This window comes from Bacteroides parvus, from assembly GCF_017309675.2.
In the GTDB taxonomy this organism is placed as follows: domain Bacteria; phylum Bacteroidota; class Bacteroidia; order Bacteroidales; family Bacteroidaceae; genus Bacteroides; species Bacteroides uniformis.
In genome coordinates, this window is sequence record NZ_CP084680.1 from 356,923 (window position 1) to 381,023 (window position 24,101).

The following is a 24,101-nucleotide window of genomic DNA, read 5'->3' on the forward strand; positions in this document are numbered from 1 at the left end:
CTCCGACGGACCGCCCTGCTTGTGTTACCGGCTGCCTTGCCCGGGATGAACCTTTGAGATGCAACCGCCAGACAAAGGGGAAGAGGAACACTTCCATACCCGTAACCCGGCAGGACAGTCTTATGCCAGGGACACAACTATAGAAAAAAGGACAGACCTGATAGTAAGATGCGTTTGGCAAAAAAGGAAATGATGAATATTAATAATAGAAAAAGACATTTGTTCCGCAAAGCATACGCGGATATGTACATAAAAGAAGAGAAATATCTTCAAAAGGAGGATTGTTTTCCAGCCCCCCATTACTGGTAGTTTTTAGGAGATAAAGCCTAAGGATATTTTGTTTTTCTCACTTGAAAACCTTATTTTTGCATAACAAAAACGTCCTTTGAATGTATGCAAGATGAAACAAGCCGCTGAATTTCGCTCGTTTCTAAATAGTTACCTATTAAATAAAAATAACAAGAGAACTATTTAATTTTCAGTTAGATAGCAAAAGCATTGTGTTTCGCAACGTATGTTGTTATCTTGCCTATATTTAATTTCTCACCGATAACCTTCATTCTGTCATTTATATGCTTGGTGAGATTCTTCTTTTTCTTCTCATGTTCCCAAGCATCATCACCGGCTTTCATAAAAGGAAATATATAAATACTCTTTCTCGGATTGTTCCCCCACTTTTCAATAATAGACTGCATTTCAGGAGTTATCGGTGCATAAATCCGTTTTGTGTCACGAGTACGGTCCTTTGTCTTTTCACGAATAAACGAAATTTCTCCGTTTTGAATGTCAGAGAATTTAAGGTTTATCAAATCTGCAACGTTGATACCGTTGCAGAAATAGATGAATAGCCATAAGTCACGATAAAACTCTGTGAACTTGTTACCGTCCGAATAATTGGCGATAGCTTTGAGTTGTTTCTTGTTGAGTGCTTTTTTCTTGCCTACACCTTCCTTTATCTGGTATTTGCCTCTCCCGAAAGGATAATCAGCCTCTCTAATCACTCCGGCAGATTTGGCAATATTCATGATAGCACGAATATTTCTCATGTTGATAGCCAAAGTTGTCTGACTTACTGTTTTCAGGCAGAATTTCTCAAAATCACGCAGCCACTCAACTGTAATATCCCTAATTGGTACATTATTCCTTTTATACCGCTTAATCAGTGAGAGCGTACTTTGATAAAAAGTCTTGGAACCGAACTTGTTGTTTTCATCCAGTTCTTTTATCTTGGCTTCAAGCATTTCATTGATAGTACCGCCGATGTTTTTTCCTAGTCTTGTATTCAGACGGTCAAAAGAGAAAGTTCCTCGTTCGGCCAGATATTCCACATTCTTTAGAATACGGCTGAGCTCTTTCCCGATTTCTTCCTGAATGTCTCTGCACTCTTTGGACTTGCCTTCAAGCGCTTCTTCAAGTTCTTCTTTTGAAGTCAAGCAGATACCGACTGAATAATACTTTGGTTTGCCCTGATAATACACTTTGATTTTTACCGGATAAGTACCTTCTTTATTAATGGTGCGAGTGTCGAGTACAACCGACACGACAACGCCGTTTTTAATGATTTTAATCATGATGTTTGAGTTAGTTGTAAACGGAATTGTTTACCGGTAATATATCCCCCAATTTTTGGAATTATAAGTTAAACAGACCTTTCAAAAGGCATTTACAGGTATTTTCAAACAAAGTTTGCAGTATTGTTTTGGAAATATTTTAAGGCAACATTGAATAGGTATATTCTGAAATTCGGTAGAATATTTTGTATTTCAATATAAAGTGATTACTTTTGCATAAACAACAAAAAGCATGAGAATAATAGCGAGAAGCAAAATAATCGAGTATTATACCGAGCATCCTGACGCGGAAACTGCACTCGAAGACTGGTATCAGAAAGTGAAGAAAGCAGAGTGGACTTGTTTTGCTGATATGAAACAGATGTTTAACAGTGTGGATAATGTAGGCAACCAACACTATGTATTCAATATCAGAGGAAACAATTATCGGTTGATTGTAGTAATCAAGTTTACGATAAAAACAGTCTTGATTCGCTTTATCGGTACTCATGCCGAATATGATGTAATTGACGCTAAAAATATATAGACGTATGGCAAAGATTCAGAATGAAACAGCTTATAAGGCAGCAATGGATAGAATAGAAGAGCTTCTGCCATTGGTTGATGACAATACGCCTTTGAATGACAAGAATCTGATAGAATTGGATTTGTTGTCAGAACTTGTTGCGGATTATGAAGATGAACACTATCCGATAAAATCACCTTCTTTAGTGGATGTGATAAAACTTCGTATGTATGAAATGGGATTGAATCAGGCGAAACTTTCAGAACTTCTTGGAGTAAGCCCTTCACGTGTCAGCGACTATCTTACGGGACGTTGCGAGCCTACCCTTAAAGTAGCTCGTGAAATGAGCCGGAAACTCAATATTGATGCGAATATAGTGTTAGGTATCTGATATGAAATCCAGTTCAAAAACGCCCATTTGCACGAAAATTGCACAAATCACCGGAAAACAGAAGAAATAACGTGATTACGGATGAAAAAGAAATATTATATTTGCCCTTGAAAAAGAGCCTCTTAAGTAAAAGCGTGAAACGCAAAGAAATAGGAAGACATCGGTACAGCTCGGTTTCATAATCATGAGGTCCCCGGTTCAATCCCGGGTCCCGCTACAAAGAAGATTTAGACTGTTAGGAGGCTTCCACTCTTGGCGGTCTTTTTTGTTTTTAATACTCATTTTTTACTATGGTTTGTTTTCAAATTATAGTAAAAAGGAAAATATGAATACAAACAGTTGATATATGGATAGTCCTCTTGCATTTTAAGCCACTAACTTTGTGTGCAAATATCAAGTGACTATTATGAAAAGACAACTGTTCACATTTTCCTTTCTGTGTCTGCTTGCACTAGGTACAAGAGCACAAAATACCCTAACCTTGGAGGACTGCCTCAAAATAGGTATCGAAAACAACTTGTCCTTGCAAAGCAAACGGAAGGAAATACAAAAAGGGAAATACGGCATCTCTGAGAATCGAGCCAAACTGCTACCCCAAATCAATGGTTTTGCCAACTATAACGACAATATCGATCCACCCGTCTCCGTTACCGACGGTTCAGCATATGGCAATCCCTACAATGTAACCCAAACCTTGCAATACAACGCCAACTTTGGATTACAGTTGCAGATACCACTTTATAACCAGACACTCTACACCACTCTATCCATAGCCAAAACCATGGATGAGATGAATCGCCTTTCTTATGGAAAGGCAAGAGAAGACCTCATCCTCCAAATTAGTCAAATGTACTATTTAGGACAGGTTACAGCTGAACAGATTATTTTGATAAAAGCCAACATCACTCGCCTGGAAGAGTTGAGAGATATCACTCAAGCCTTCTATGACAACGGCATGGCTATGGAAGTAGATGTGAAACGCGTCAACATCAACTTGGAGAACCTCAAGGTGCAGCACGACAACGCACAAGCCATGATGGAACAGCAGCTGAATCTACTTAAATACATTATCGACTATCCGGCGGAAGAAAGAATAGCACTGGTACCAGTGAATACAGAAACGATTACGCCCGCAGCACTCACCGGGCTGTCCGAAACACTATATGAACTCCAGCTGTTGCAATCACAAAAACAACTTGCTGAACAGCAGAAAACAATAATCAGCAACGGTTACATCCCCTCCTTGAACCTGACAGGAAGCTGGATGTTTTCCGCCTATACAGACAAAGCTTACCATTGGTTCCATTCCGGCCCTTCCAACCATTGGTATCGCTCCTATGGAGTGGGCCTCTCCTTACGCATTCCCATTTTCGACGGACTGGACAAACGCTACAAGATGCGTAAGGCAACCATCGACATAGAGAACATCAAACTCGCCCAAGAGAATACCAGAAAGAATCTTCAGACACAATATCTGAATGCTACCAATGACCTGATGAACAGTCAGCGTAACTTTAAGAAGCAGAAAGACAATTATCTACTTGCTGAAGATGTATATACCGTTACTATGGACCGTTATCGGGAAGGAATCGCCTCAATGACCGAAGTATTGCAGGACGAAATGCGGATGAGCGAAGCCCAAAACAACTATATCAGTGCCCACTACAATTACCGGATAACCAATCTGACTTTGCTGAAGCTGACGGGACAGCTGGAGACGTTGAGCCCCTCAATTCCTTAAAGAGGAAGATGAATAGAGTCCGTATTCAAGGACGGATATATATAATAATGAATAAACAATATAATATAGAAGATATGGAAACAAAAGAGAACAATAACACCGCAAGTACCCATCAAGAGAAAGCACGGAAATTGAAGAAGCTTCGCCGTTGGCAAATCGTTGTCAGCCTATTAGGAATAGCTATCCTTATCTGGGGAATAATTCAAGTGACCTGCCTCTTTTTGAACTACAAACGGACGGAAACCAGTAATGATGCACAGATTGAACAATACATATCTCCCGTCAATCTGCGCGCATCAGGATATATCAAGAAAATTTGTTTCACAGAACACCAAGAAGTACACAAAGGAGATACCTTACTTATATTGGACGACCGGGAATATAAAATCAGAGTCATGGAAGCTGAAGCTGCACTCAAGGATGCACAAGCCGGCGCCACAGTCATTGGTGCTACACTACAAACCACGCAAACTACAGCCTCTGTCTACGACGCCTCCATAGCAGAGATAGAAATCCGCCTTACCAAGCTGGAGAAAGACCGCCAGCGATACCAGAACTTGGTGAAGAGAAACGCTGCCACCCCCATTCAATTGGAACAGATAGAAACCGAATATGCAGCTACCCACAAGAAGTTGGAAGCTGTGAAACGGCAACAGAAAGCTGCCTTGTCGGGTGTGAACGAAGTGTCACATCGCCGTGAAAATACAGAAGCTGCCATACAACGGGCAACAGCCGCACTCGAAATGGCACGGCTGAACCTCTCCTACACCGTAGTAGTAGCTCCTTGTGATGGGAAATTGGGACGGCGTACTCTTGAAGAAGGACAATTCATTACTGCTGGACAAACCATCACCTACATTCTGCCTGACACACAAAAGTGGATTATAGCCAACTACAAGGAAACCCAAATTGAGAATCTGCACTTGGGACAAGAAGTAGCCATTACCGTTGATGCCATCAGCGGCAAAGAGTTCAAAGGGAAAATCACTGCCATCTCCGGAGCCACTGGTTCCAAGTATTCCCTAGTGCCCACGGATAATTCTGCCGGTAACTTCGTGAAGATACAACAACGCATCCCAGTCCGCATCGACTTTACCGATTTGTCTAAAGAAGACAACAGTAGCCTTGCCGCCGGTATGATGGTAATAGTCAAAGCGAAAACAAAAAAATAGGGATTAAGGATTAGAGGTTAGGGATTAAGGCAACCAACTCCTTAATCCTTACCCCCTAATCCTTAATCTTTAACCCTTAATCCCTAACCCCTTAACCCTTATCCCCATGCCCTCATACCCCAAGAACTATCCTTTCTACAACTGGGTACCCAAACCGGTAGGTATCATCATCCTATTCGTATTCTTTTTGCCGATACTGACTGTGGGCGGTACCTACTCGGTGGCAAGCACCGAAATGATGAGCGAACTCGGCATCATTTCCGAGCATATCCAGTTTGCCAACTTCGCCACTTCCATTGGCATGGCAGCATTCTGCCCTTTTCTGTATAGGCTGGTAGTCATACGCCGGCAGAAAATGATGTGCCTGGCAGGATTCTCCCTGATGTACATCTTCAGCTATATCTGTGCCAAGACAGACAGCGTTTTCCTGCTGGCACTATGCAGCATCTTTATGGGATTCCTACGAATGGTGCTGATGATGGTCAACCTCTTCACCCTCATAAAGTATGCAGGGCATATCGAGGCGTACGACAAAATTACACCCGGCAACGAGCCCACAACTGACGAAGGCTGGGACAAGCTGGACATCGAACGGAGTGCGGCACAACCCGCCATCTACCTATTCTTCATGGTACTGGGGCAATTGGGAACCTCGCTCACCGCCTGGCTCGCTTTTGAATATGAATGGCAGTACATACACTACTTTATGATGGGGCTACTATTACTTTGCATCCTCATCACCTTCATTACTATGCCTTATCATAAATATACCACCCGCCGTTTCCCCATCAACTTCAAGCAGTTCGGCAATGCCTCCATCTTCTGCATCACACTGACCTGCATTACCTACGTGCTTACTTATGGCAAAGTGCTCGACTGGTACGATGACCCAACCATACAATGGGCCACAGTCTGCGCCATCATTGCTGGCGGCATATTTCTCTATATCGAGTCTACCCAGCGCAATCCTTACTATCAGCTCGATGTATTCAAACTGCGTACCATCCGTATGGGTTTCCTATTCTATTTTCTGTTAATGGTACTGAATTCCAGCGCCATGTTTGTCAATGTATTCACGGGCATAGGCATGAAACTGGACAACTTCCAGAATGCCACCCTGGGCAACTGGTCCATGCTGGGCTACCTCATCGGCGGTATAGCCACTATCTGGCTCAGCGTAAAAGGCGTACACTTCAAATATCTCTTTGCCGCCGGTTTCCTTCTATTGGGGCTTTCCGCCATGTTCATGTATTTCGAGGTACAAGGTGCAGGACTGTACGAACGGATGAAGTATCCGGTCATCATCCGTTCTACCGGTATGATGTTCCTCTATTCGCTGATTCCAACCTACGCCACCCAACGCATGCCTTACAAATATCTTTCTTCTTGGATATGTACCATGCTTACCGTACGCATGGTATTGGCTCCCAGCATCGGAGCCGCACTCTATACGAATGTACTGCAAGAACGCCAACAGCACTACGTCACCCGCTATGCACAGAATGTAGACATGCTGCACCCCGAAGCATCCACCTCGTTTACCCAGACCGTACAAGGTATGCAATATCAGGGAAAGAGCAAACAAGAAGCAATCAGCATGGCTGCCATATCCACCAAAGGACGCATCCAAGTGCAGGCCACCCTCTCTGCTGTAAAGGAAATGGCAGGATGGACACTCTACGCCTGCTTGTTTTGCATGATATTTGTGCTTGTCGTGCGGTATCCTAAACGAAAATTACTAACTTAGCAGACAATTTTCAGTATAACCTGTAATTTTGTCTGTTATGGATACCCAACAAGAACGTTTATCCCACTTAGACCGCGCATTGTCAAACGGAGAAAACATTTGTAGTTCAGAAGGTATGCTCTGCTCCTTTCCTGCCTCCCTGAAAAAACCTTTTATGATTAATGGAGCAGGACTGATTGTCTGCCGCCAAGGCAACTTCACCTTTTCACTTAACATGAAAGCATTCTCGGCCCAAGCTGGCGAAACAGTTTTCATCCCGGAAGATTCTCTCTTCCAAGTGTTGAGCGAATCGGAAGACCTGCAACTATTCATATTCATTTACCAGATAGAACCGATACGGGACATCATAGGCAATTCAGTGGCAGCCATGTACCTATACATGCAGCTCCGGACTGAACCATGCTACGTATGGAACACCGGAGATGAAGAAGAAGTTTTGAAATACATGTCCCTATTGGACAATACCCTGCACTTAGACAACAACACCTTTAATGATTACGAACAAAGACTGCTTCTACTGGGACTTACATACCGCATCTGTTCCATTTACAACCGTAAACTGATGAACCTAAAAACAACGGTTGGTCACAAACATGAAATCTTTATCCGGCTGATTCAGCTGATAGATGCACACTACACGGAAGAACGCGGCGTAGAGTTTTATGCAGACAAACTCTGCTTATCACCCAAATACCTCTCTGCACTATCCAAGTCCGTCTGCGGATTCACGGTGCAGGAACTGATATTTAAATCCATCATCCGCAAAAGCATCTCACTACTCAAGAACACCCAGAAAAACATCCAGGAAATCGCCGACTTCTTCAATTTTCCCAATGCTTCTTATTTTGGAACATTCTTCAAGAAACAAACCGGCATGTCTCCGCAACAGTACCGTAAAAAATAGAAAACGTTACGCTTTCAACCGGATAACGAAGCGACTCCCCTTACCCAGCTCACTCTGGACAGCCAATGTACCGCCATGAGCTTCCACAAAGTCTTTCGAAATGGAAAGACCTAAACCACTACCTTGCACTTTAGTGCCCGGCACTCGGAAATAACGGTCAAAAATGCTCTGATGATAACGCGGGTCGATACCTTTTCCAAAGTCCTGCACATACATTTCTACAAAGTCCCCGTCATGCCTAGCGCCGATAACCACCCTCCCGTTCTCTTTGGAATAGCGGATAGCATTGCTCAATAAATTGGTGAGCACCCAAGCAATCTTTTCGCTGTCGACAAACAATTTAGGCATTTTTTCTTCCGGATACTCCACTTCTATCTGAATGCCGAATTTATCAGCTTGTACCTGATTGGCCTTGATAGCATACTCTATCAGTTCAATGGGCTTCGTTATCTTAGGCATCATCTGCAATTTACCGGCTTCCACCTGCGTCATGTTCAATAATTCCCCGGTAATCCCAAGAAGGCGATCAGCATTTTCCTTGATGCTGTTCGACAATTGCTCCTGTTCGTCGTTCAACACCCCTACCCGTTTGTCCTCCAACAACTGCAGACTCATCAGAATAGCGGATATAGGCGTTTTCAGTTCATGAGAAATAGTCGAGATAAAAGTAGTCTTGGCACTGTCCAATTCTTTGAATTCTGTAATATTTTTCAGTAAAATCACATCGCCAAGATTATGAGGTTCGTCATCATCAGCCTCTGTATTTATAATGGTAATGTAAGAAGCTTTAAAATAACTCTCCTTATTGTCTGCATAAATTTTCAACGGTTCTTTCTTTTCACCCGGAGTTACCAATTCACGAACTAAACGGCGAAGCAAATCATTCTTCAAAGAAAGCTCCTCAGCCGAACGGCGAATTACTTCCTCCCGTTTCAAATTCAGCACAGTTAAAGCCTCATTATTGATAAAGAGAATTTCCCTATTACGGTTCAAGCCAATAATAGGTTCATCAATACTATTCACAATAGCTTCTAGAAATTTCTTAGCAGAAAGTATGTCGTTCAGCGTACTGGCGCGATACTCCGTCAGTCGTTCCGCCATCCGATTAAAACCATCAGCCACTTCACGAAACTCTTCGTGTCCACTCATATCCAGACGTTTCTCATAATTATGGTTCGCTATTTCAAGAATCCCACGTGTCAGTTCTTGAATAGGTTTGCTGATGGAACGGGGAAGCCATACCAATAATATGATACTGGCAAAAATACACACCCCACCTATCACAGAAATCCAGAGCAATGCACGTTGCAATCCCGGTACAGCAGCAGGACTATCCGGCTCCGTAGCCGTCAGTATCTGTAGATTCACCACAGAAAGAGCAACCAGCAAAATAATCATTCCAGCCAACACCCCTACGCTGAGTATCAATTTTGTACGAATATTCATAATGTTCCTAAGAATTAATATTATGCAAGTATAATCAAATCTATGTTTACTTGTGCCAAATCACGCACAAATTTTCGGTATTTCAATATCATAAACAATGATTTCGGAAAAGAAAGTGACGGACTTCCCATGCAGACAGTTGTTATCTGTTTCTCCCTACAAGTATCCACAATGCTTCCCAACACATCCGACGATTGTACCTGAACAACCTCCCCCCCCAGTTCAGTCACCAATTTGAAGTGGTTCAACAAATACCTTTGATTTGCCAGACCGATACGGTCAGTACTTTCTCTGGGAGTCTGTACATAAAGGGCGACAAACGAAGTATTGTAGCGGGTTGCCAGACGTGCAGCTTTACGAATGATGCGTCGTGGTGTTTTCTCGTTGCTGCTGATACATGCCAGAAACTTCTCATGACGGACTCCCACACTGGTAACCACCTCATTCTCCACTTTCTTTTCCACCCGCAAAGCCACCTCTTTCAAAGCCAGTTCACGTAATTGGAGAATATTTTCCGTTTTGAAGAAATTGTTCAAGGCAGTAGGGACCTTTTCCGGTTTGTAAATTTTTCCAGCTTTCAAACGGGCTATCAATTCTTCCGCAGTCAAGTCAATATTCACCACCTCATCTGCCTCTTGCAAAACGCTATCGGGAATACGTTCCTTCACCTCAATACCCGAAATGCCCTGCACTTCTTCATTGACACTCTCAATGTGCTGGATGTTAACGGCGGAAATCACATTGATACCCTCATCAAGCAAATCCATCACATCCTGCCAGCGTTTCTCATTCCGACTACCTTCCACATTGGTATGTGCCAGTTCATCCACCACTACTATCTCAGGGTGTATCTGGATAATGGCATCCAAATCCATTTCTTCCAGTTCTTTCCCTTTATAGAATATCTTACGACGAGGAACAACGGGCAATCCTTCCAACATGGCATCCGTACCGGCACGCCCATGTGTCTCTATATAGCCTATCTTCACATCTACTCCGTTGTCAAGTAACTCGTGTGCTTCCTGAAGCATACGATAAGATTTACCTACACCGGCAATCATGCCGATGTAGACCTTGAACTTGCCACGCCGCGACTTTTTAATCAAATCAAGAAAATGTTGTACGCTTTCTTCCCTACTCATTTCTTCTGTTTCTTGCTTGTTTTATATATACCATATAACCCGCAACGATCATCACGACCGCCACGGGCATCCAACACTAATTCATGAGTTCTAAAGTTATATCTAAATAAATCATGGCCTTAAAGTAACGCCGAATACCAGATGTGCATCTTCCATACGAGGATTCCAAATGGCTTGTGCAAATACAGGTATTGAGAAACTGTCAGTAATCTTGACTTCCGTAATACCTTTCAGTGCCACATTGGTTACAGCAAATCCACTGTTAGGAACACCATATACTCCTACCCCAGCTTCATAAGGCAGAAATCCGCAAGTAAGGTTCAAATCTACAGACTTGACACTGAACGGATAGTTGAGTTCAACATACGAAGAATAATTCTGCCTGCCTTTGTCATCTTTGTCAGCTCCGGCAAACATAGTGTACCAAGCGATTGACAAAGGAAACTTTTCAACCGGCAATGTATAGGCTAATCCTGCTTCAAAGTGATGCGCCGTTTCGTGGCTCTTAAAATTGAAATACTTTCTTGCTCCTTGTCCGCCCCACCACAAGCTGGCAACAGAAAAAGTCAGACCTGATTCTCCAAAAACATAGGCAGCGGTCAAATCAATCTCCTTAGCCGCAGCCCCTTCTCCTGAAGAAGCTCCGTCAAAATCGGTAGAGCCCCATGCTGTCAAAGAAAAATCACCGACCCCAAAACCCAAAGTAGGCTGAAAACTTACTCCCGTCTGGTAAAAGCCGCGCCAAACATAAGAACTGACCAAATCACCTTGTATTGTAAATTCCTGAGCTTGCACTTTGCCGGTTCCCATAAAACAAGCAGCCACCATACTCGCAAAAACTAGAATTGATATTTTTAAACTTTTCATATCCAACTATTTATTTACCATTACTAATCAATCGTTGAAAGGCAGGAAGGAAGTTTCGGCTCCCCCTGTAAAATGACAGTCTTTCGCTGCCTGAACAGAAATACTTCCGCTCCTGCCCATAACACATGACAAACACAACTAAAAAATTATTTATTCTGATCGGCTTCTTCTAATGCAATGTTCAGTTCCAGCACATTGACAGTTTCCGTACCAAACACCCCCAAAAAGGGTTTGCTGATGTTCTTGTCTACAATGGCTTTCACTTCAGCCTCGTTCATGCCACGTGCCTGAGCCACACGCTTCACTTGTACATAAGCACAAGCAGGTGTGATATGTGGGTCTAGACCGGAACCACTGGCGGTTACCATTTCAGCAGGCACATCCTTGCGGCTCAGATAAGGATGATGTACCAGAAAAGTATCAATACGGGCTTCCACTTCTGCCAGGTATTCATCGTTCGTAGGACCTTTGTTACTACCACCTGAAGCATCGGCTGTATAATCACCCGCAGATGGGCGTCCCCAGAAATAAATATCTTGCGTAAACATCTGGCCTACATTGGCAGCACCTACCACTTTACCATTGAGGGTTGCCACCTCTGCATTTCCCTTGTTGGGACCGGCGAACTGTGCAAATATCCACAAGACAAGGATATAGAACAGAGAGAAAAATATGCAAAATGCAATTGTTATTTTAAATGATTTCCAAAGAGTTTTCATTTTATCCAAGTTTTAAAAAAACAGACTAACTATCATATCTATCAGTTTGATGCCGACAAACGGAGCAATGACGCCACCCACACCATAAATCAACAGATTGCGACGAAGTAGCGCACTGGCACCGATCGGCTTATACTGAACACCTTTCAAAGCCAACGGAATCAAGATAGGAATGATGATAGCGTTGAATATGACAGCCGAGAGAATAGCCGTTTCAGGGCTATGCAGTCCCATAATGTTCAGAGGAGCCAACTGAGGGATGGCTACCATAAACAAAGCAGGGATAATGGCAAAGTACTTGGCAACGTCGTTCGCAATGGAGAAGGTAGTCAACGTACCGCGTGTCATCAACAACTGTTTGCCAATCTCCACAATTTCAATCAGCTTCGTCGGGTCGTTGTCAAGGTCCACCATATTACCGGCTTCTTTGGCTGCCTGCGTACCGCTGTTCATCGCCACCCCCACATTAGCTTGTGCAAGGGCGGGAGCGTCGTTTGTACCGTCACCCATCATAGCCACCAGCTTACCGGCCTGCTGTTCTTTTTTAATATATTCCATCTTGTCTTCCGGCTTGGCTTCAGCAATGAAATCATCCACTCCAGCTTTCTCTGCGATGTATTTGGCTGTCAAAGGGTTGTCACCGGTCACCATCACAGTTTTCACACCCATCTTGCGAAGACGCTCAAAACGTTCCTGAATACCCGGTTTGATAATATCCTGCAACTCAATTACCCCGGTAACCTTCTGATTGACACATACCACCAGCGGAGTTCCACCGTTGCTGGTAATTACAGCAATCACCTCTTCAATCTCTTTCGGGAACTTGTTTCCGGCATTTTCCACAATCTTGCGAATAGCGTCGAATGCACCTTTACGTATCTGAGTACCATCCTGCAAATCCACACCCGAACATTTTGTTTCGGCTGTAAACTTAATCATATGAGCACCGGTAGTATTCAAATCACGCATACGATGACCGTTTTCACGTCCCAGTTCAATGATGGACTTACCCTCCGGAGTCTCGTCAGAAAGTGAGGACAACAAGCAAGCCTCTACGAACAAATTCTCGTCAACACCCGAAGCCGGATGAAACTTGGTGGCTTTACGGTTACCGATTGTAATGGTACCGGTCTTGTCAAGCAACAAGGTATCGATATCACCGGCTGTTTCTACTGCCTTACCGGATTTTGTGATTACATTAGCGCGCAAAGCACGGTCCATCCCCGCAATACCGATGGCAGAAAGCAGTCCGCCGATAGTAGTCGGTATCAAGCAGACAAACAAAGAAATGATGGCTGCAATGGAGATATAAGTTCCCGGATGGTCGATATTCGTATAGTCGGCCATAGGAATCAACGTCACACATACAATGACGAATACCAAGGTGAAACCGGCCAGAAGAATAGTCAATGCTATCTCGTTCGGAGTCTTCTGGCGAGTAGCGCCTTCTACCAAAGCAATCATCTTGTCAAGAAAGCTCTCACCCGGTTGCTGCGTCACCAGTACCTTGATTTTATCAGAAAGAACTTTTGTACCACCAGTTACGGAACTCTTGTCACCACCGGCCTCACGGATTACCGGAGCAGATTCACCGGTAATGGCACTTTCATCAATGGAAGCCAAACCTTCCACAATCTCACCGTCAGCAGGAATCGTATCTCCCGCTTCACAAATAAAATAGTCGCCTTTCTTCAAACGTGAACTGCTAACGGTATGGATCTTACCGTCAACCAGCACTTTAGCCGGAGTCTCTTCACGGGTTTTACGCAAGCTGTCAGCTTGGGCCTTACCACGCGCTTCAGCAATGGCTTCAGCAAAATTAGCAAACAGCAACGTCACAAACAAGATGATGAATACCAAGAAATTATATCCGAACGCTCCATATTCCGAAGTACCTAATGAAAGGAAACAGACAATCAGCATGACAACCGTTACGACTTCCACCGTAAACATAATCGGATTCTTTATCATCACCCGTGGATTCAGCTTCACGAATGATTGCTTCAAACTTTCCATTACTTGCTCCTTCTGAAACAGAGAAGCTGATTTATTATCTTTCATACCTATGAAATTACTTTTTACAAACTACTATTACAAACTGAAATGTTCAGCAATCGTACTCAATGCATGTGCCGGGAAGAATGACAAGGCAGCCACAATAAAGATAACGGCAAAAGTCATCACACCGAAAGTTACTGTATCCGTCTTCAGCGTACCGGCACTCTCCGGAACATATTTCTTTCCGGCCAACAGACCAGCAATGGCTACCTGACCTACGATAGGCAAGAAACGTCCTAAAATCAGCGTCCAGCCGGTAGTATAGTTCCAGAAGTAAGTATTGTCGCCCAATCCTTCGAAGCCAGAACCATTATTGGCCGCAGCCGAAGTATATTCATAAAGCTGCTCACTTAGTCCGTGGAAACTGGGATTATTCAACCAGCCGCCTTCACCTGCCACAAATTCAGGATAATGAGCGAACAAAAAGCAAGAAAGTGCCACACCGCCCAAGATGATAAGCGGATGAAGCAGTGCCACAATGGTAGCAATCTTCATTTCACGCGCCTCTACCTTCTTACCGAGGAATTCCGGAGTACGTCCCACCATCAGTCCACTGATGAATACGGCGATAATGATGAATGTATAATAGTTCATGAAACCTACACCCACACCTCCAAACCACGTATTAATCTGCATGTTCAGCATTTCCATCATACCGGAAAGAGGCATCGTTGAATCATGCATACCATTTACAGAGCCATTGGAAGTAACTGTAGTCACAATACTCCAAAGAGCAGTAGCAGCAGACCCTAAACGGACTTCCTTACCTTCCATTGCTCCATTGTCTTGGGCAATTCCCATCTCATCAATGCGCGGATTACCTCCCATCTCCTGCGAAACGTTGATGCAAACACCGACAAGAAAAGCAAAAAGCATTACGCCGTAGATAGAGTAGGCCATCTTTCTGCGTCTGGTGTAAAAACCAAGTGCAAGGACCATTGCCATAGGGATAATCAGGATAGACCAGCATTCTGCAATGTCCGTCAGGTAAGTAGGATTTTCCAACGGATGTGAAGAGTTACATCCAAAGTAACCGCCACCGTTCGTACCCAATTGCTTGATAGGAACAATCGCTGCCGTAGGACCTTGTGAAACCAACTGGGTTTGTCCTTCCATCGTCTGAACTTCCAGCTTACCATCAAATCCCATCGGAGTACCTTGTAGAATGAGGATGAAGCCCACAATCAACGAAAGCGGTAATAATACACGTGTACAGCTCAAAACCAAGAACTTCCAAAAGTTACCGATAGTCTTCGTCGATTTAGCAGCCATACCCTTCATGATACCTGCCATAGCTGCCATACCGGTAGCGGCGGTAATGAATTGGAACAACATAATAACGAACAACTGTGTAAAATATGTCAGTCCGCTTTCACCAGAATAATGCTGCAAATTACAGTTCACCATAAAACTGATACATGTATTGAATGCCAGATCCGGTGTCTGGTTAGCGTTTCCATCCGGATTTAACGGCAACCACTGCTGTGTACAGAGTAGCACCATGCCCCATACAAACCAAAAGGCATTCAGAATCAGCAGGGCTTTCAAGAACTGTTTCCAGTTCATCTCTTCCTCCGGATTGACTCCGGCCACTTTATAAATCAATCTCTCGACCGGCTTCATGAAATCCGACCATGTCTTTTCGCCTTTGTAAACCTTGGCAATATACTTTCCCAGAGGATAGGATATCACAATCAGCAGAACAATCTGCAAGGCTACACCTAAAATTTCAGTGTTCATTTCTCCACTCTCCATTCATTAAAACTTTTCGGGTCTTATCAGCACATAAGTCAGATACCCGAACATTACAATACCTAATACAAATAAAGCTGTGTACATAATTCTCTCTTTTAAATCTTCTCAAACCAATCTACACATTTCCAGAAAAGCCAAAAGGCGAACAAGCCGCTCAATAGGCAAAAAATAAATGATACTGTTATTCCCATGTTTTTACCTTTTAAAATGTTACTACATATTTTTGTCTGCCGGGAATATGCCAAATATGTGCCAAAAAGAGCGCGCATGACATACATCATTAATTATCAACAAAATACAAACTACATAAGTATAAAAAGAAACAGGTTGCACCTTTTCAAAATGAAAAGGTGCAACCTGTTTTGATATGTTTTAGTCCATAGGCACTTTCTGCTTCTAAGACTGTTTCAAAAATAATCTTGCCACAGTCCTATATCGAAGGTACCTCAGTCGTATACTGAGCCCCCTATTATAGAAGGCGTTCTGAGATCTTGTATTCCTCAATCTTCCGATACAACGTCGTCAAACCTATTTTCAATAACCGGGCTGCTTCTGTCTTATTCCCCTTTGTATACTCCAGTACACGGGCAATATGCCGGCGTTCCATAGCTGAAAGTTCAAAACTGCCGGGACTTGAATCATTGGAGTGTTCATAATGGGCATTCTGAATATCAAACGGCAAATCAGCAATGTCCAGATGTCCGCTCTCGCAAACAATCATACTACGTTCTATCACATTACGTAATTCACGGATATTTCCCTTCCACGGTTGGGAGTCCAATGCTTCAAGAAATGCGGGAGCTATTTCAACCACCGGACGCGCCAGCTGTTCTGCAAAACTCTTTATAAAGGCCTTCGCCAACAGCCGGATATCACCTGCACGTTCGCGCAATGGCGGCAGATGTATCTGAAATACGCTTAATCTATAAAACAAATCCTCACGGAAACGTCCGGCAACAATTTCCTGGGACAAGTTGCGGTTCGTAGCGGCAATGATGCGGACATTGACACGGGTAGGTTTCGTATCACCTATCTTAATATACTCACCGGTTTCAAGAATACGCAACAACTTGGCTTGCAGTTCAAACGCCATCTCACCGATTTCATCCAAAAAAATAGTCCCATTGTTCGCTTCCTCGAACAGTCCCTTCTTATCCTTCAATGCACCGGTAAACGAACCGGCTTTATGACCGAACATTTCACTTTCCAGCAACTCCTTGCTGAACGAAGAACAGTTAACCGCTACAAAATTCTGCCGTGCACGCTTACTACTGTAATGGATGGCCTGGGCAAATACCTCCTTACCCGTGCCCGTTTCTCCAGTCAACAGTACAGGAACATCAGTTCCCGACACCTTCTGAGCTAATGAAACGGCATCCTTCAGAACTTTGGATTCTCCCAGGATAGAATCAAAAGAGTACGTCTGCCCCACCTTCTTCTCCAGTTTTTCCAACCGTACATTCATACGCGCTTTCTCTACGGCACGGCTTATCAGAGGAATAATCTTGTTATTATCGTCTCCCTTGGTGATATAGTCGAAAGCACCGTTCTTGATGGCTTGTACTCCATCGGGGATATTGCCATGCGCTGTCAGCAGAATGACTTCCACATTGGGTGCCGCCTTCTTGATAGCCAACACCAAGTCCACCCCATTTCCATCGGGCAGAAATACATCGCACAAAGCAACATCAGGATTTTGGAGTTCCAGTTGTTTCAGGGCAGCCCTACAATCACCGGCCTGACAGACATCATACCCCTCCAACTCCATCATACGCGTCAGAAGAGTACGGATTTGTACTTCATCATCAATGATTAGAATCTTACTCATATCTATTCGATAAGTTTTTAAACTGATAACGGTAAAAACAGGGGTGTGCAAATATAAGGCTTTTCCCGAATATCGACGGCACATCTTTTGAACTTTTATAAATGAAAAGCCAAGAGCCTGCTACCAGCCAGAGCATGAATATCCCACCACGGCAATGCTACAACGGCATTATGCAGGCCAAGCTCAGGTGGCAAGCCCCGTCCTCCCCCCTTTCATTTTGGGAAGAGGCCACCTGAAATGAAAAGCCGGAAGGAAGAACCTCCGGATGAATGCAATTATGAAACTGTTAAAAAAGAAACAAGAAATGAAAGTTTGTAAATTCGGCGGAACTTCCGTCGGCACCGTAGAGAGAATGAAACATGTAGCAACACTCATTAAAGATGCAACACCCAAGATTGTGGTACTGTCTGCCACCGCAGGCACTACCAACCATCTGGAGGAGATTGCCGCCAACTTATTCAACCGTGAAATGGAACAAGCCCACGACCGCATCACCCGGCTGGAATTCCAGTTCATCGAATTTGCCAATGGGTTGCTGACCGACGAGAAACTGAAACGGGAAGCAATAGATTATATCCTCGACCGCTTCCAGCAACTATGGAAATTTACCAAGAACTCTTTCACCTCCGTCGAAGAGAAGGAGGTGCTGGCACAAGGCGAACTTATCAGTACCGCTCTGATGCATTTCTACCTGCGCGAGCTGAAAATTCCCAATGCACTGCTTTGTGCATTCGACTTCATGCGTACCGGCCCCGACAACGAACCTGACTTGGAATATATAGAACAAAAACTCCGAGAACAGCTTGCCTGCCATCCCGGCATCAATCTCTTCATCACTCAGGGTTTCATCTGCAAGAATGCCTATAACGAAACAGATAACCTGAAACGCGGCGGCAGTGATTACACTGCTTCCCTCATTGGCACCGCCCTCCAAGCAGACGAGATACAAATATGGACGGACATAGATGGCATGCACAACAATGATCCGCGCGAGGTGTCAGGTACCCGCCCCGTGAAACGCCTCAGCTTCAACGAAGCCGAACAACTGGCCTTCTATGGTGCCAAGATACTGCATCCTTTCTGTATCGCTCCGGCACGCCTAAGGAATATTCCCGTCCGGTTGCTTAACTCTATGGAACCATCGGCAGAAGGCACGCTGATTTCCAACCTGCAGGACGACAATATCATCAAGGCCATAGCCGCCAAGGACCACATCATATACATAAAGTTCGAATCGAACCATAATCTGTGTCCCTATCTGTTCATCAGCAAGATTTTCGACATTTTTGCCAAGTACCGTACCCCCCTCTGCCTGCTGGTATCTTCCAATCTGGACGTATCTGTGGCTATAGACGACTGCACTCGTTTATCGAACATCATCTCCGAACTACGCCAATATGCCCATGTATTGGTAGAAGACCGCATGACCATCGTCTCCGTGGTGGGCAACATGCAATGGGAATTTGCCGGGTTTGAGGCAAAGATTATGGAGGCGCTAAAGGACATCCCCCTACGGATGATTTCATATGGCAGCAGCAATAATGACGTGGCATTCGTCATTAAGAATACAGACAAAAAAAGGGCTTTACAAGCCCTAAATGATAAGTTATTCCAACCGGAATATGCAGAACGGAACTAAAAGAAATGGTTCCGTATCTCCTTCGCGATGTAACGGCCCATCAGCTCCTGCCCCGGTTTGTCGGGATGCAACCCGTCGCGCAGATAGCGCCCACTACCGGAAGGCTGCTCAAACTTTTCGGTGATACCACAGTTGGAGTAACAGTCTATCAGCTGCACGGAAAGCGCCCGGCACAACTCACGCAAGATGGCAATCTTCTGCAGATTCAGTGCATTGTGTTCGGGGTTGCCGGTCTGAATCGGCGTGCACACGAATACGCGGCATTGGGGATAATGCTCCAGAATGGTCTGAATGGACCAACGGACACCGCCCGCCATGGTGTTGACATCTACTTCATCGAGCGTCTTCCCTTTAAGGGCCTCTTCGGCACTACCCAAGTTACGGTCATTCGTTCCCATAGAGAACACAAAGACATCGGGCGCAGGGTAAGCGCCACTTTCCACTTCGGCTATGAACTTCTGGATATGCACCTTTGACACGTTGTTGTGCCGCATCTGCAACTCATGCTTATCCTCCGTAGCCTGCCAACCGCCGGAGATGCCGGCAAAAGCTTCGCTGCCATAATCCTGAGTATCGGGATGGCATGCCCATGTGGCAGAACCGACCGCCACGTTGTGATGTGTAGCGAATCCGAGTTTATCCACTACAGTCTTAGACCATTGTTCGCCTGCGGTAATGCTGTTTCCGTCGCACCCGAAGTTCAGCTTGCTGAAGTCCGGATAAAGAGATTGCGCGTGCAGCGCAATCCCCATCCAGACAAGAATCCCCAAAACCATCAATCTATTCATCTTCTTATGATAGAAAACCTATGAAAAACGTTCAATAATTTCCATGCACATACGTCCGTTGTGATACGGACATTTCCAGAACCCCGCCTTGTCATCATCGGTGTTCACCGTGCCGTCGGCACGCACGCTCCAATGCCATTCTCCGTACTTGTAGTCTACCAGATGCTGCTTGATGAAACCCCAGCATCGGAGAGCCTTCTGCATGGCCACTTCGTCATCAAAGTGCTGGTAGAGGTTGGCATGTCCCACTACGTTCTCGGCCTGCACCCACCAGTGGCGGTCGGTATCGGTCTTTCCCTTATCCAGAAAAGTCTCGTATATCATGCTGCCGTCGGGCGTCAATCCTTCATCGGCAGCGGCAGCGATGTATTCTACAAGTGGTTCCACTTTCTCCAGGAGCTCCTTATCGCCCAGAACAAGGGCAGCCTCGTGTATCAACCAGGAAGCTTCGATATCGTGCCCGTAGGAGACAATTCGGTACTTGCTCACCCAATCATCATTGAAGAACAATTCTAGATGGCCGGTCTTGATATTCAGAATCCGTTCAGTAAAAAGACCTATCAAATTACGAAGCTGCTTCTCCAGACGAGCATCCTTCCATATCCGGAAAAGGTTGGTATAAGGTTCCAAAATATGCAGATGGGTATTCATCGTCTTGCGCTCGTTCTCATCCTTGGCGCTGAGGCGCATGTCGGCTATCTCTCCCCATTCGCGGGTCAAGGCTTCACAATAACCGTTCTTCACGGGGTCGAAACTATGCTCTTCAATCGTCTCAAACAAGCGGATGGCATATGCCAGTGCTTCATCATCGCCCGTGGCACGAGCATATTCACTCAGCCCGTAGATGGCGAAACCCAAAGCGTAAATCTGCTTCTTGGTATCGAGCGGATTGCCTTTATAGTCGAGAGACCAATAAACTCCGCCAAATTCATTGTCGTAGAAACGGTCGATAAGAGTGCGTTTGGCACGCGTAGCCGTTTCCAGATACTCCGGCCTCCTCAGCAAGCGGTATGCAGCCGAAAAGGTCCACAAGATGCGGGCGTTCAGGATGGCCCCCTTTTCAGCTTCGGGCTTCACCTCCTCTCGACCCGTGATACGGCCGTAGAAGCCGCCGTTCACTTCATCCGTCATTCTGTTTATCCAGAAGGGGAGGATATTGGAGACCAACTCCTCCTCCATCTCCTGCTTCATCTTCTTGATATCCACTATTCTATGAGTTTAAGTTATAAGTTATTCTGCTGAAGGTTCTCACGACGCTTTTTCAAGTCTGCATTGATGGCTGCCATACGCGTCTTGTTCAACGGGTAGACGAATACGACAAGAATGGAAAGTACAGCTATCGCAGCAGGAATAAAGCTCATCAGATACTTCAAGCCATCCAGCGCTTCGGGCGTCTGCACAGCATTCTCTGCAGTGTTGTAACCAAAGAATGCCAACAGCGCCATTACTGCCCAGCCAGCAAATGCACCGCCGAACTTCTGTGCCATAGAGCCAGAAGAGAATATCAGCCCTGTAGATGACGTACCGTCCTTCTGCTCGGCATAGTCGGCCACATCGGCATACATACTCCAAATAAGCGGGGATACGATACCGGTACAAATGGAGATAAGCACCTGGAAAACCATCATCAGCCACCATCCCAGCCCGTCATTCGGCACAAAGAAGAAGAGCACACTGAATACTACCAGGCACACGAGCGAAATGATATAGGTTGACTTCTTTCCAAACTTCACGGAAAGAGGCACAGCCAGCGCCACACCAATCATATTACACACTTCACCCACCATCAGGAACAGACCGGCATACAACACCAGATTGAATACCCCAAAATCGAGGAATGCATTGGCACTGATATAGTCCTTGAAGAAGTAGGCGGCAGTAGCTCCACGCACCGTATTGAAGAAATTCGACAGCAACGCCGCACCGTTCAATATCCACCAAGGCGAATTGCGCACCAGCGACTTCACATCCTTGCCGATAGATTCGGACGCCACACTCTTGACATGCTCGCGCGTCATGCTAAAGCAAAACAGAAAGCCTAAAAAGCAGAGCGTGGCAATACATACCATGGCATATTGCCAACTGGAAGCATTGCTATAGTCCATTGATTTAAACCAATTGCACAATGGCTCCCATGCTCCCAAAGCGATAAAACTACCTCCGTATGCAAAAAACATACGGTAAGAAGAGAAAACCGTTTTTGTATTCGAATCATCAGTCATTACTCCCAGCATAGCCCCGTATGGTACATTGATTGCCGTATATACCGTCATCATCAGGATGTAAGTGACATAAGCCCATACCAGCTTACCCGTTGTCCCCATGTCGGGCGTTGTAAAAAGTAAAATCCCAGCAATGGCAAAAGGAGCTGCAATCCATAATAAATAAGGACGGTATTTGCCCCAACGCGTATGAGTACGGTCTGCAATGACTCCCATCATCGGATCGGACACTGCATCCCAAATACGTGTCACCAGCATCAGCAATCCTGCATCAGCCAAGCTCAAGCCAAAAATATTCGAATAGAAGAACGGTAAGTAATAGGAGAATATTTTCCAGAACATAGAGGAAGACATATCCCCAAAACCATAACCGATTTTCTCTTTTAGTGTTGCCATAGTATGTTGTATTTTTATTATTTCATTATCTGCAGATTCTTGTCTATCAGTCTCTTCAACGTTTCTACCGAGGCTGATGAAGACAAGCAGTCAGCAGGCGTATTCATGCAATAGTCCACCAGCTTGTCAATGGTAGAAGTGGCTACATGCATCCGCGTGTCAGAAGAAGCGTAGTAAATAAATACAGTTCCGTCTTCATCGGCAATCCAGCCGTTGGTGAAAAGCACATTGCTTACGTCACCTATACGCTCCTCACCCTCGGGTACCATAAAGGCCCCACCGGGAGTGGCAATCAGTTTCGTCGGATCTTCCAAAGAAGTCATGTACATATAAAGCACATAACGCAATCCGGCGGCACAACCGCGGACACCATGAGCCAGATGCAACCAGCCTTTCGGAGTCTTGATGGGATGCGGACCTTCACCATTCTTCACCTCCTTGATGGTGTGATAGTAGCGCTGGTCGATAATCTTCTCTTCCTTCACCTCGGCATGGGTTATGTCATCCACCAGCGCCCAGCCGATACCACCACCGCTACCGGCATCAATAAAGCCATCCTGCGGACGGGTATAGAGGGCATACTTGCCATCTACAAACTCCGGGTGCAGCACCACGTTGCGCTGCTGACTCTTGGTCTTCAGGTCGGGCAGGCGTTCCCAATTCTTCAAATCCTTGGTGCGAGCAATGGCAGCTGTAGCCGTAGCCGAGGACAAGTCACCGGCGGGCGCATTGTCGTCGTGGCGTTCGGCGCAAAAGATACCGTAAATCCAGCCGTCCTCATGAGCCGTGAGACGCATGTCGTATACATTCGTTGCCGGAATCGTATCTTCAGGCATGGTGATAGGGTAATCCCAAAACCGGAAATTATCAATGCCGTTGGGACTCTCGGCTACGGCAAAGAACGACTTGCGGTCAGCGCCCTCTACACGTACCACCATCAGATACTTGCCATTCCACTTAATGGCCCCCGAATTCATGGCCGCATTCATACCGATGCGTTCCATCAGGTACGGGTTGGACTTCTCATCCAAATCATACCGCCAGAATACAGGTGTATGAGCAGCCGTCACTACCGGATATTTATAACGTGTGAATATGCCATTGCCGTCTTCCACGGCCACATTCTTTCTCGTAATCAGCTCTTCGTGTTTCTGAAAGAGCCTCTCTACCTTTTCTTTAAAAGCTTCCATGTCTGTTATATTGATTGTTT

General features: G+C 45.1%; 20 protein-coding genes. 7 read left to right on the top strand and 13 right to left on the bottom strand.

Features of this window, described 5'->3' with window-relative positions:
• Nucleotides 1-482 precede the first annotated feature (482 nt).
• Nucleotides 483-1,571: a site-specific integrase gene (locus JXR92_RS01490; RefSeq protein WP_226791239.1), complete on the bottom strand. Its 1,089-nt coding sequence runs from the start codon at nucleotides 1,569-1,571 to the stop codon at nucleotides 483-485.
• Between the two features lie 232 nt (nucleotides 1,572-1,803).
• Between JXR92_RS01490 and JXR92_RS01495 the strand changes: the two genes are divergently transcribed.
• The 6 genes from JXR92_RS01495 to JXR92_RS01520 all read left to right on the top strand — a co-directional run bounded on the left by JXR92_RS01495 (nucleotide 1,804) and on the right by JXR92_RS01520 (nucleotide 8,031).
• A complete protein-coding gene (locus JXR92_RS01495) occupies nucleotides 1,804-2,097 on the top strand; it encodes a type II toxin-antitoxin system HigB family toxin (protein ID WP_138344605.1) in 294 nt (97 codons plus the stop codon).
• Between the two features lie 4 nt (nucleotides 2,098-2,101).
• Nucleotides 2,102-2,467 (top strand): helix-turn-helix domain-containing protein, encoded by a 366-nt coding sequence (locus JXR92_RS01500; RefSeq protein WP_138344606.1) that lies wholly within the window; start codon nucleotides 2,102-2,104, stop codon nucleotides 2,465-2,467.
• A 406-nt stretch (nucleotides 2,468-2,873) separates the two neighbouring features.
• On the top strand, nucleotides 2,874-4,208 hold the full coding sequence (locus JXR92_RS01505; protein WP_138344607.1) for a TolC family protein: 1,335 nt from the start codon (nucleotides 2,874-2,876) through the stop codon (nucleotides 4,206-4,208).
• A gap of 74 nt (nucleotides 4,209-4,282) precedes the next feature.
• Complete coding sequence (locus tag JXR92_RS01510) at nucleotides 4,283-5,380, top strand: HlyD family secretion protein (RefSeq protein WP_035449880.1); 1,098 nt, start codon at nucleotides 4,283-4,285, stop codon at nucleotides 5,378-5,380.
• Nucleotides 5,381-5,486: 106 nt separating this feature from the next.
• Nucleotides 5,487-7,127, top strand: a complete 1,641-nt coding sequence (locus JXR92_RS01515) for an efflux MFS transporter permease (RefSeq protein ID WP_117601301.1) — start codon at nucleotides 5,487-5,489, stop codon at nucleotides 7,125-7,127.
• A gap of 37 nt (nucleotides 7,128-7,164) precedes the next feature.
• Complete coding sequence (locus JXR92_RS01520; protein ID WP_119961443.1) at nucleotides 7,165-8,031, top strand: helix-turn-helix domain-containing protein; 867 nt, start codon at nucleotides 7,165-7,167, stop codon at nucleotides 8,029-8,031.
• A 6-nt stretch (nucleotides 8,032-8,037) separates the two neighbouring features.
• On the opposite strand, the gene JXR92_RS01525 is transcribed toward JXR92_RS01520, so the two are convergent.
• The 8 genes from JXR92_RS01525 to JXR92_RS01560 all read right to left on the bottom strand — a co-directional run bounded on the left by JXR92_RS01525 (nucleotide 8,038) and on the right by JXR92_RS01560 (nucleotide 17,846).
• Nucleotides 8,038-9,477, bottom strand: coding sequence for a sensor histidine kinase (locus tag JXR92_RS01525; protein WP_117601302.1), 1,440 nt, complete (start codon nucleotides 9,475-9,477; stop codon nucleotides 8,038-8,040).
• A gap of 20 nt (nucleotides 9,478-9,497) precedes the next feature.
• Nucleotides 9,498-10,619 (bottom strand): sensor protein KdpD, encoded by a 1,122-nt coding sequence (locus JXR92_RS01530; protein ID WP_119961442.1) that lies wholly within the window; start codon nucleotides 10,617-10,619, stop codon nucleotides 9,498-9,500.
• A gap of 111 nt (nucleotides 10,620-10,730) precedes the next feature.
• On the bottom strand, nucleotides 10,731-11,486 hold the full coding sequence (locus tag JXR92_RS01535) for a hypothetical protein (RefSeq protein ID WP_119961441.1): 756 nt from the start codon (nucleotides 11,484-11,486) through the stop codon (nucleotides 10,731-10,733).
• 146 nt (nucleotides 11,487-11,632) lie between these two features.
• Nucleotides 11,633-12,205, bottom strand: coding sequence for a K(+)-transporting ATPase subunit C (locus JXR92_RS01540; RefSeq protein ID WP_005824709.1), 573 nt, complete (start codon nucleotides 12,203-12,205; stop codon nucleotides 11,633-11,635).
• 12 nt (nucleotides 12,206-12,217) lie between these two features.
• Nucleotides 12,218-14,266 (bottom strand): potassium-transporting ATPase subunit KdpB, encoded by a 2,049-nt coding sequence (gene kdpB / locus JXR92_RS01545; protein WP_119961440.1) that lies wholly within the window; start codon nucleotides 14,264-14,266, stop codon nucleotides 12,218-12,220.
• Nucleotides 14,267-14,296: 30 nt separating this feature from the next.
• Nucleotides 14,297-16,003 carry a potassium-transporting ATPase subunit KdpA gene (gene kdpA / locus JXR92_RS01550; protein ID WP_119961456.1) on the bottom strand — a complete coding sequence of 569 codons (1,707 nt, stop codon included), beginning with the start codon at nucleotides 16,001-16,003 and terminating at the stop codon, nucleotides 14,297-14,299.
• Nucleotides 16,004-16,021: 18 nt separating this feature from the next.
• Nucleotides 16,022-16,102 (bottom strand): K(+)-transporting ATPase subunit F, encoded by an 81-nt coding sequence (gene kdpF, locus JXR92_RS17525; RefSeq protein WP_055305132.1) that lies wholly within the window; start codon nucleotides 16,100-16,102, stop codon nucleotides 16,022-16,024.
• 385 nt (nucleotides 16,103-16,487) lie between these two features.
• The gene (locus JXR92_RS01560; protein WP_117966665.1) at nucleotides 16,488-17,846 is read right to left on the bottom strand and encodes a sigma-54-dependent transcriptional regulator; all 1,359 of its coding nucleotides are present in this window, start codon (nucleotides 17,844-17,846) and stop codon (nucleotides 16,488-16,490) included.
• A gap of 304 nt (nucleotides 17,847-18,150) precedes the next feature.
• On the opposite strand from JXR92_RS01560, the gene JXR92_RS01565 reads away from it, so the two are divergent.
• Entirely contained in the window at nucleotides 18,151-19,485 is a 1,335-nt protein-coding gene (locus JXR92_RS01565; protein ID WP_119961455.1) for an aspartate kinase, read from the top strand.
• On the opposite strand, the gene JXR92_RS01570 is transcribed toward JXR92_RS01565, so the two are convergent.
• The 4 genes from JXR92_RS01570 to JXR92_RS01585 are packed head-to-tail and all read right to left on the bottom strand — an operon-like array spanning nucleotide 19,482 to nucleotide 24,081.
• Nucleotides 19,482-20,273 carry an SGNH/GDSL hydrolase family protein gene (locus JXR92_RS01570; RefSeq protein ID WP_117601305.1) on the bottom strand — a complete coding sequence of 264 codons (792 nt, stop codon included), beginning with the start codon at nucleotides 20,271-20,273 and terminating at the stop codon, nucleotides 19,482-19,484. The genes JXR92_RS01565 and JXR92_RS01570 overlap by 4 nt on opposite strands.
• Before the next feature lie 18 nt (nucleotides 20,274-20,291).
• Nucleotides 20,292-21,479 carry an AGE family epimerase/isomerase gene (locus JXR92_RS01575; RefSeq protein ID WP_117601306.1) on the bottom strand — a complete coding sequence of 396 codons (1,188 nt, stop codon included), beginning with the start codon at nucleotides 21,477-21,479 and terminating at the stop codon, nucleotides 20,292-20,294.
• Between the two features lie 17 nt (nucleotides 21,480-21,496).
• Nucleotides 21,497-22,891, bottom strand: a complete 1,395-nt coding sequence (locus JXR92_RS01580) for an MFS transporter (protein ID WP_117601307.1) — start codon at nucleotides 22,889-22,891, stop codon at nucleotides 21,497-21,499.
• A 17-nt stretch (nucleotides 22,892-22,908) separates the two neighbouring features.
• Nucleotides 22,909-24,081, bottom strand: a complete 1,173-nt coding sequence (locus JXR92_RS01585; protein ID WP_206897502.1) for a glycoside hydrolase family 130 protein — start codon at nucleotides 24,079-24,081, stop codon at nucleotides 22,909-22,911.
• Nucleotides 24,082-24,101 lie beyond the last annotated feature (20 nt).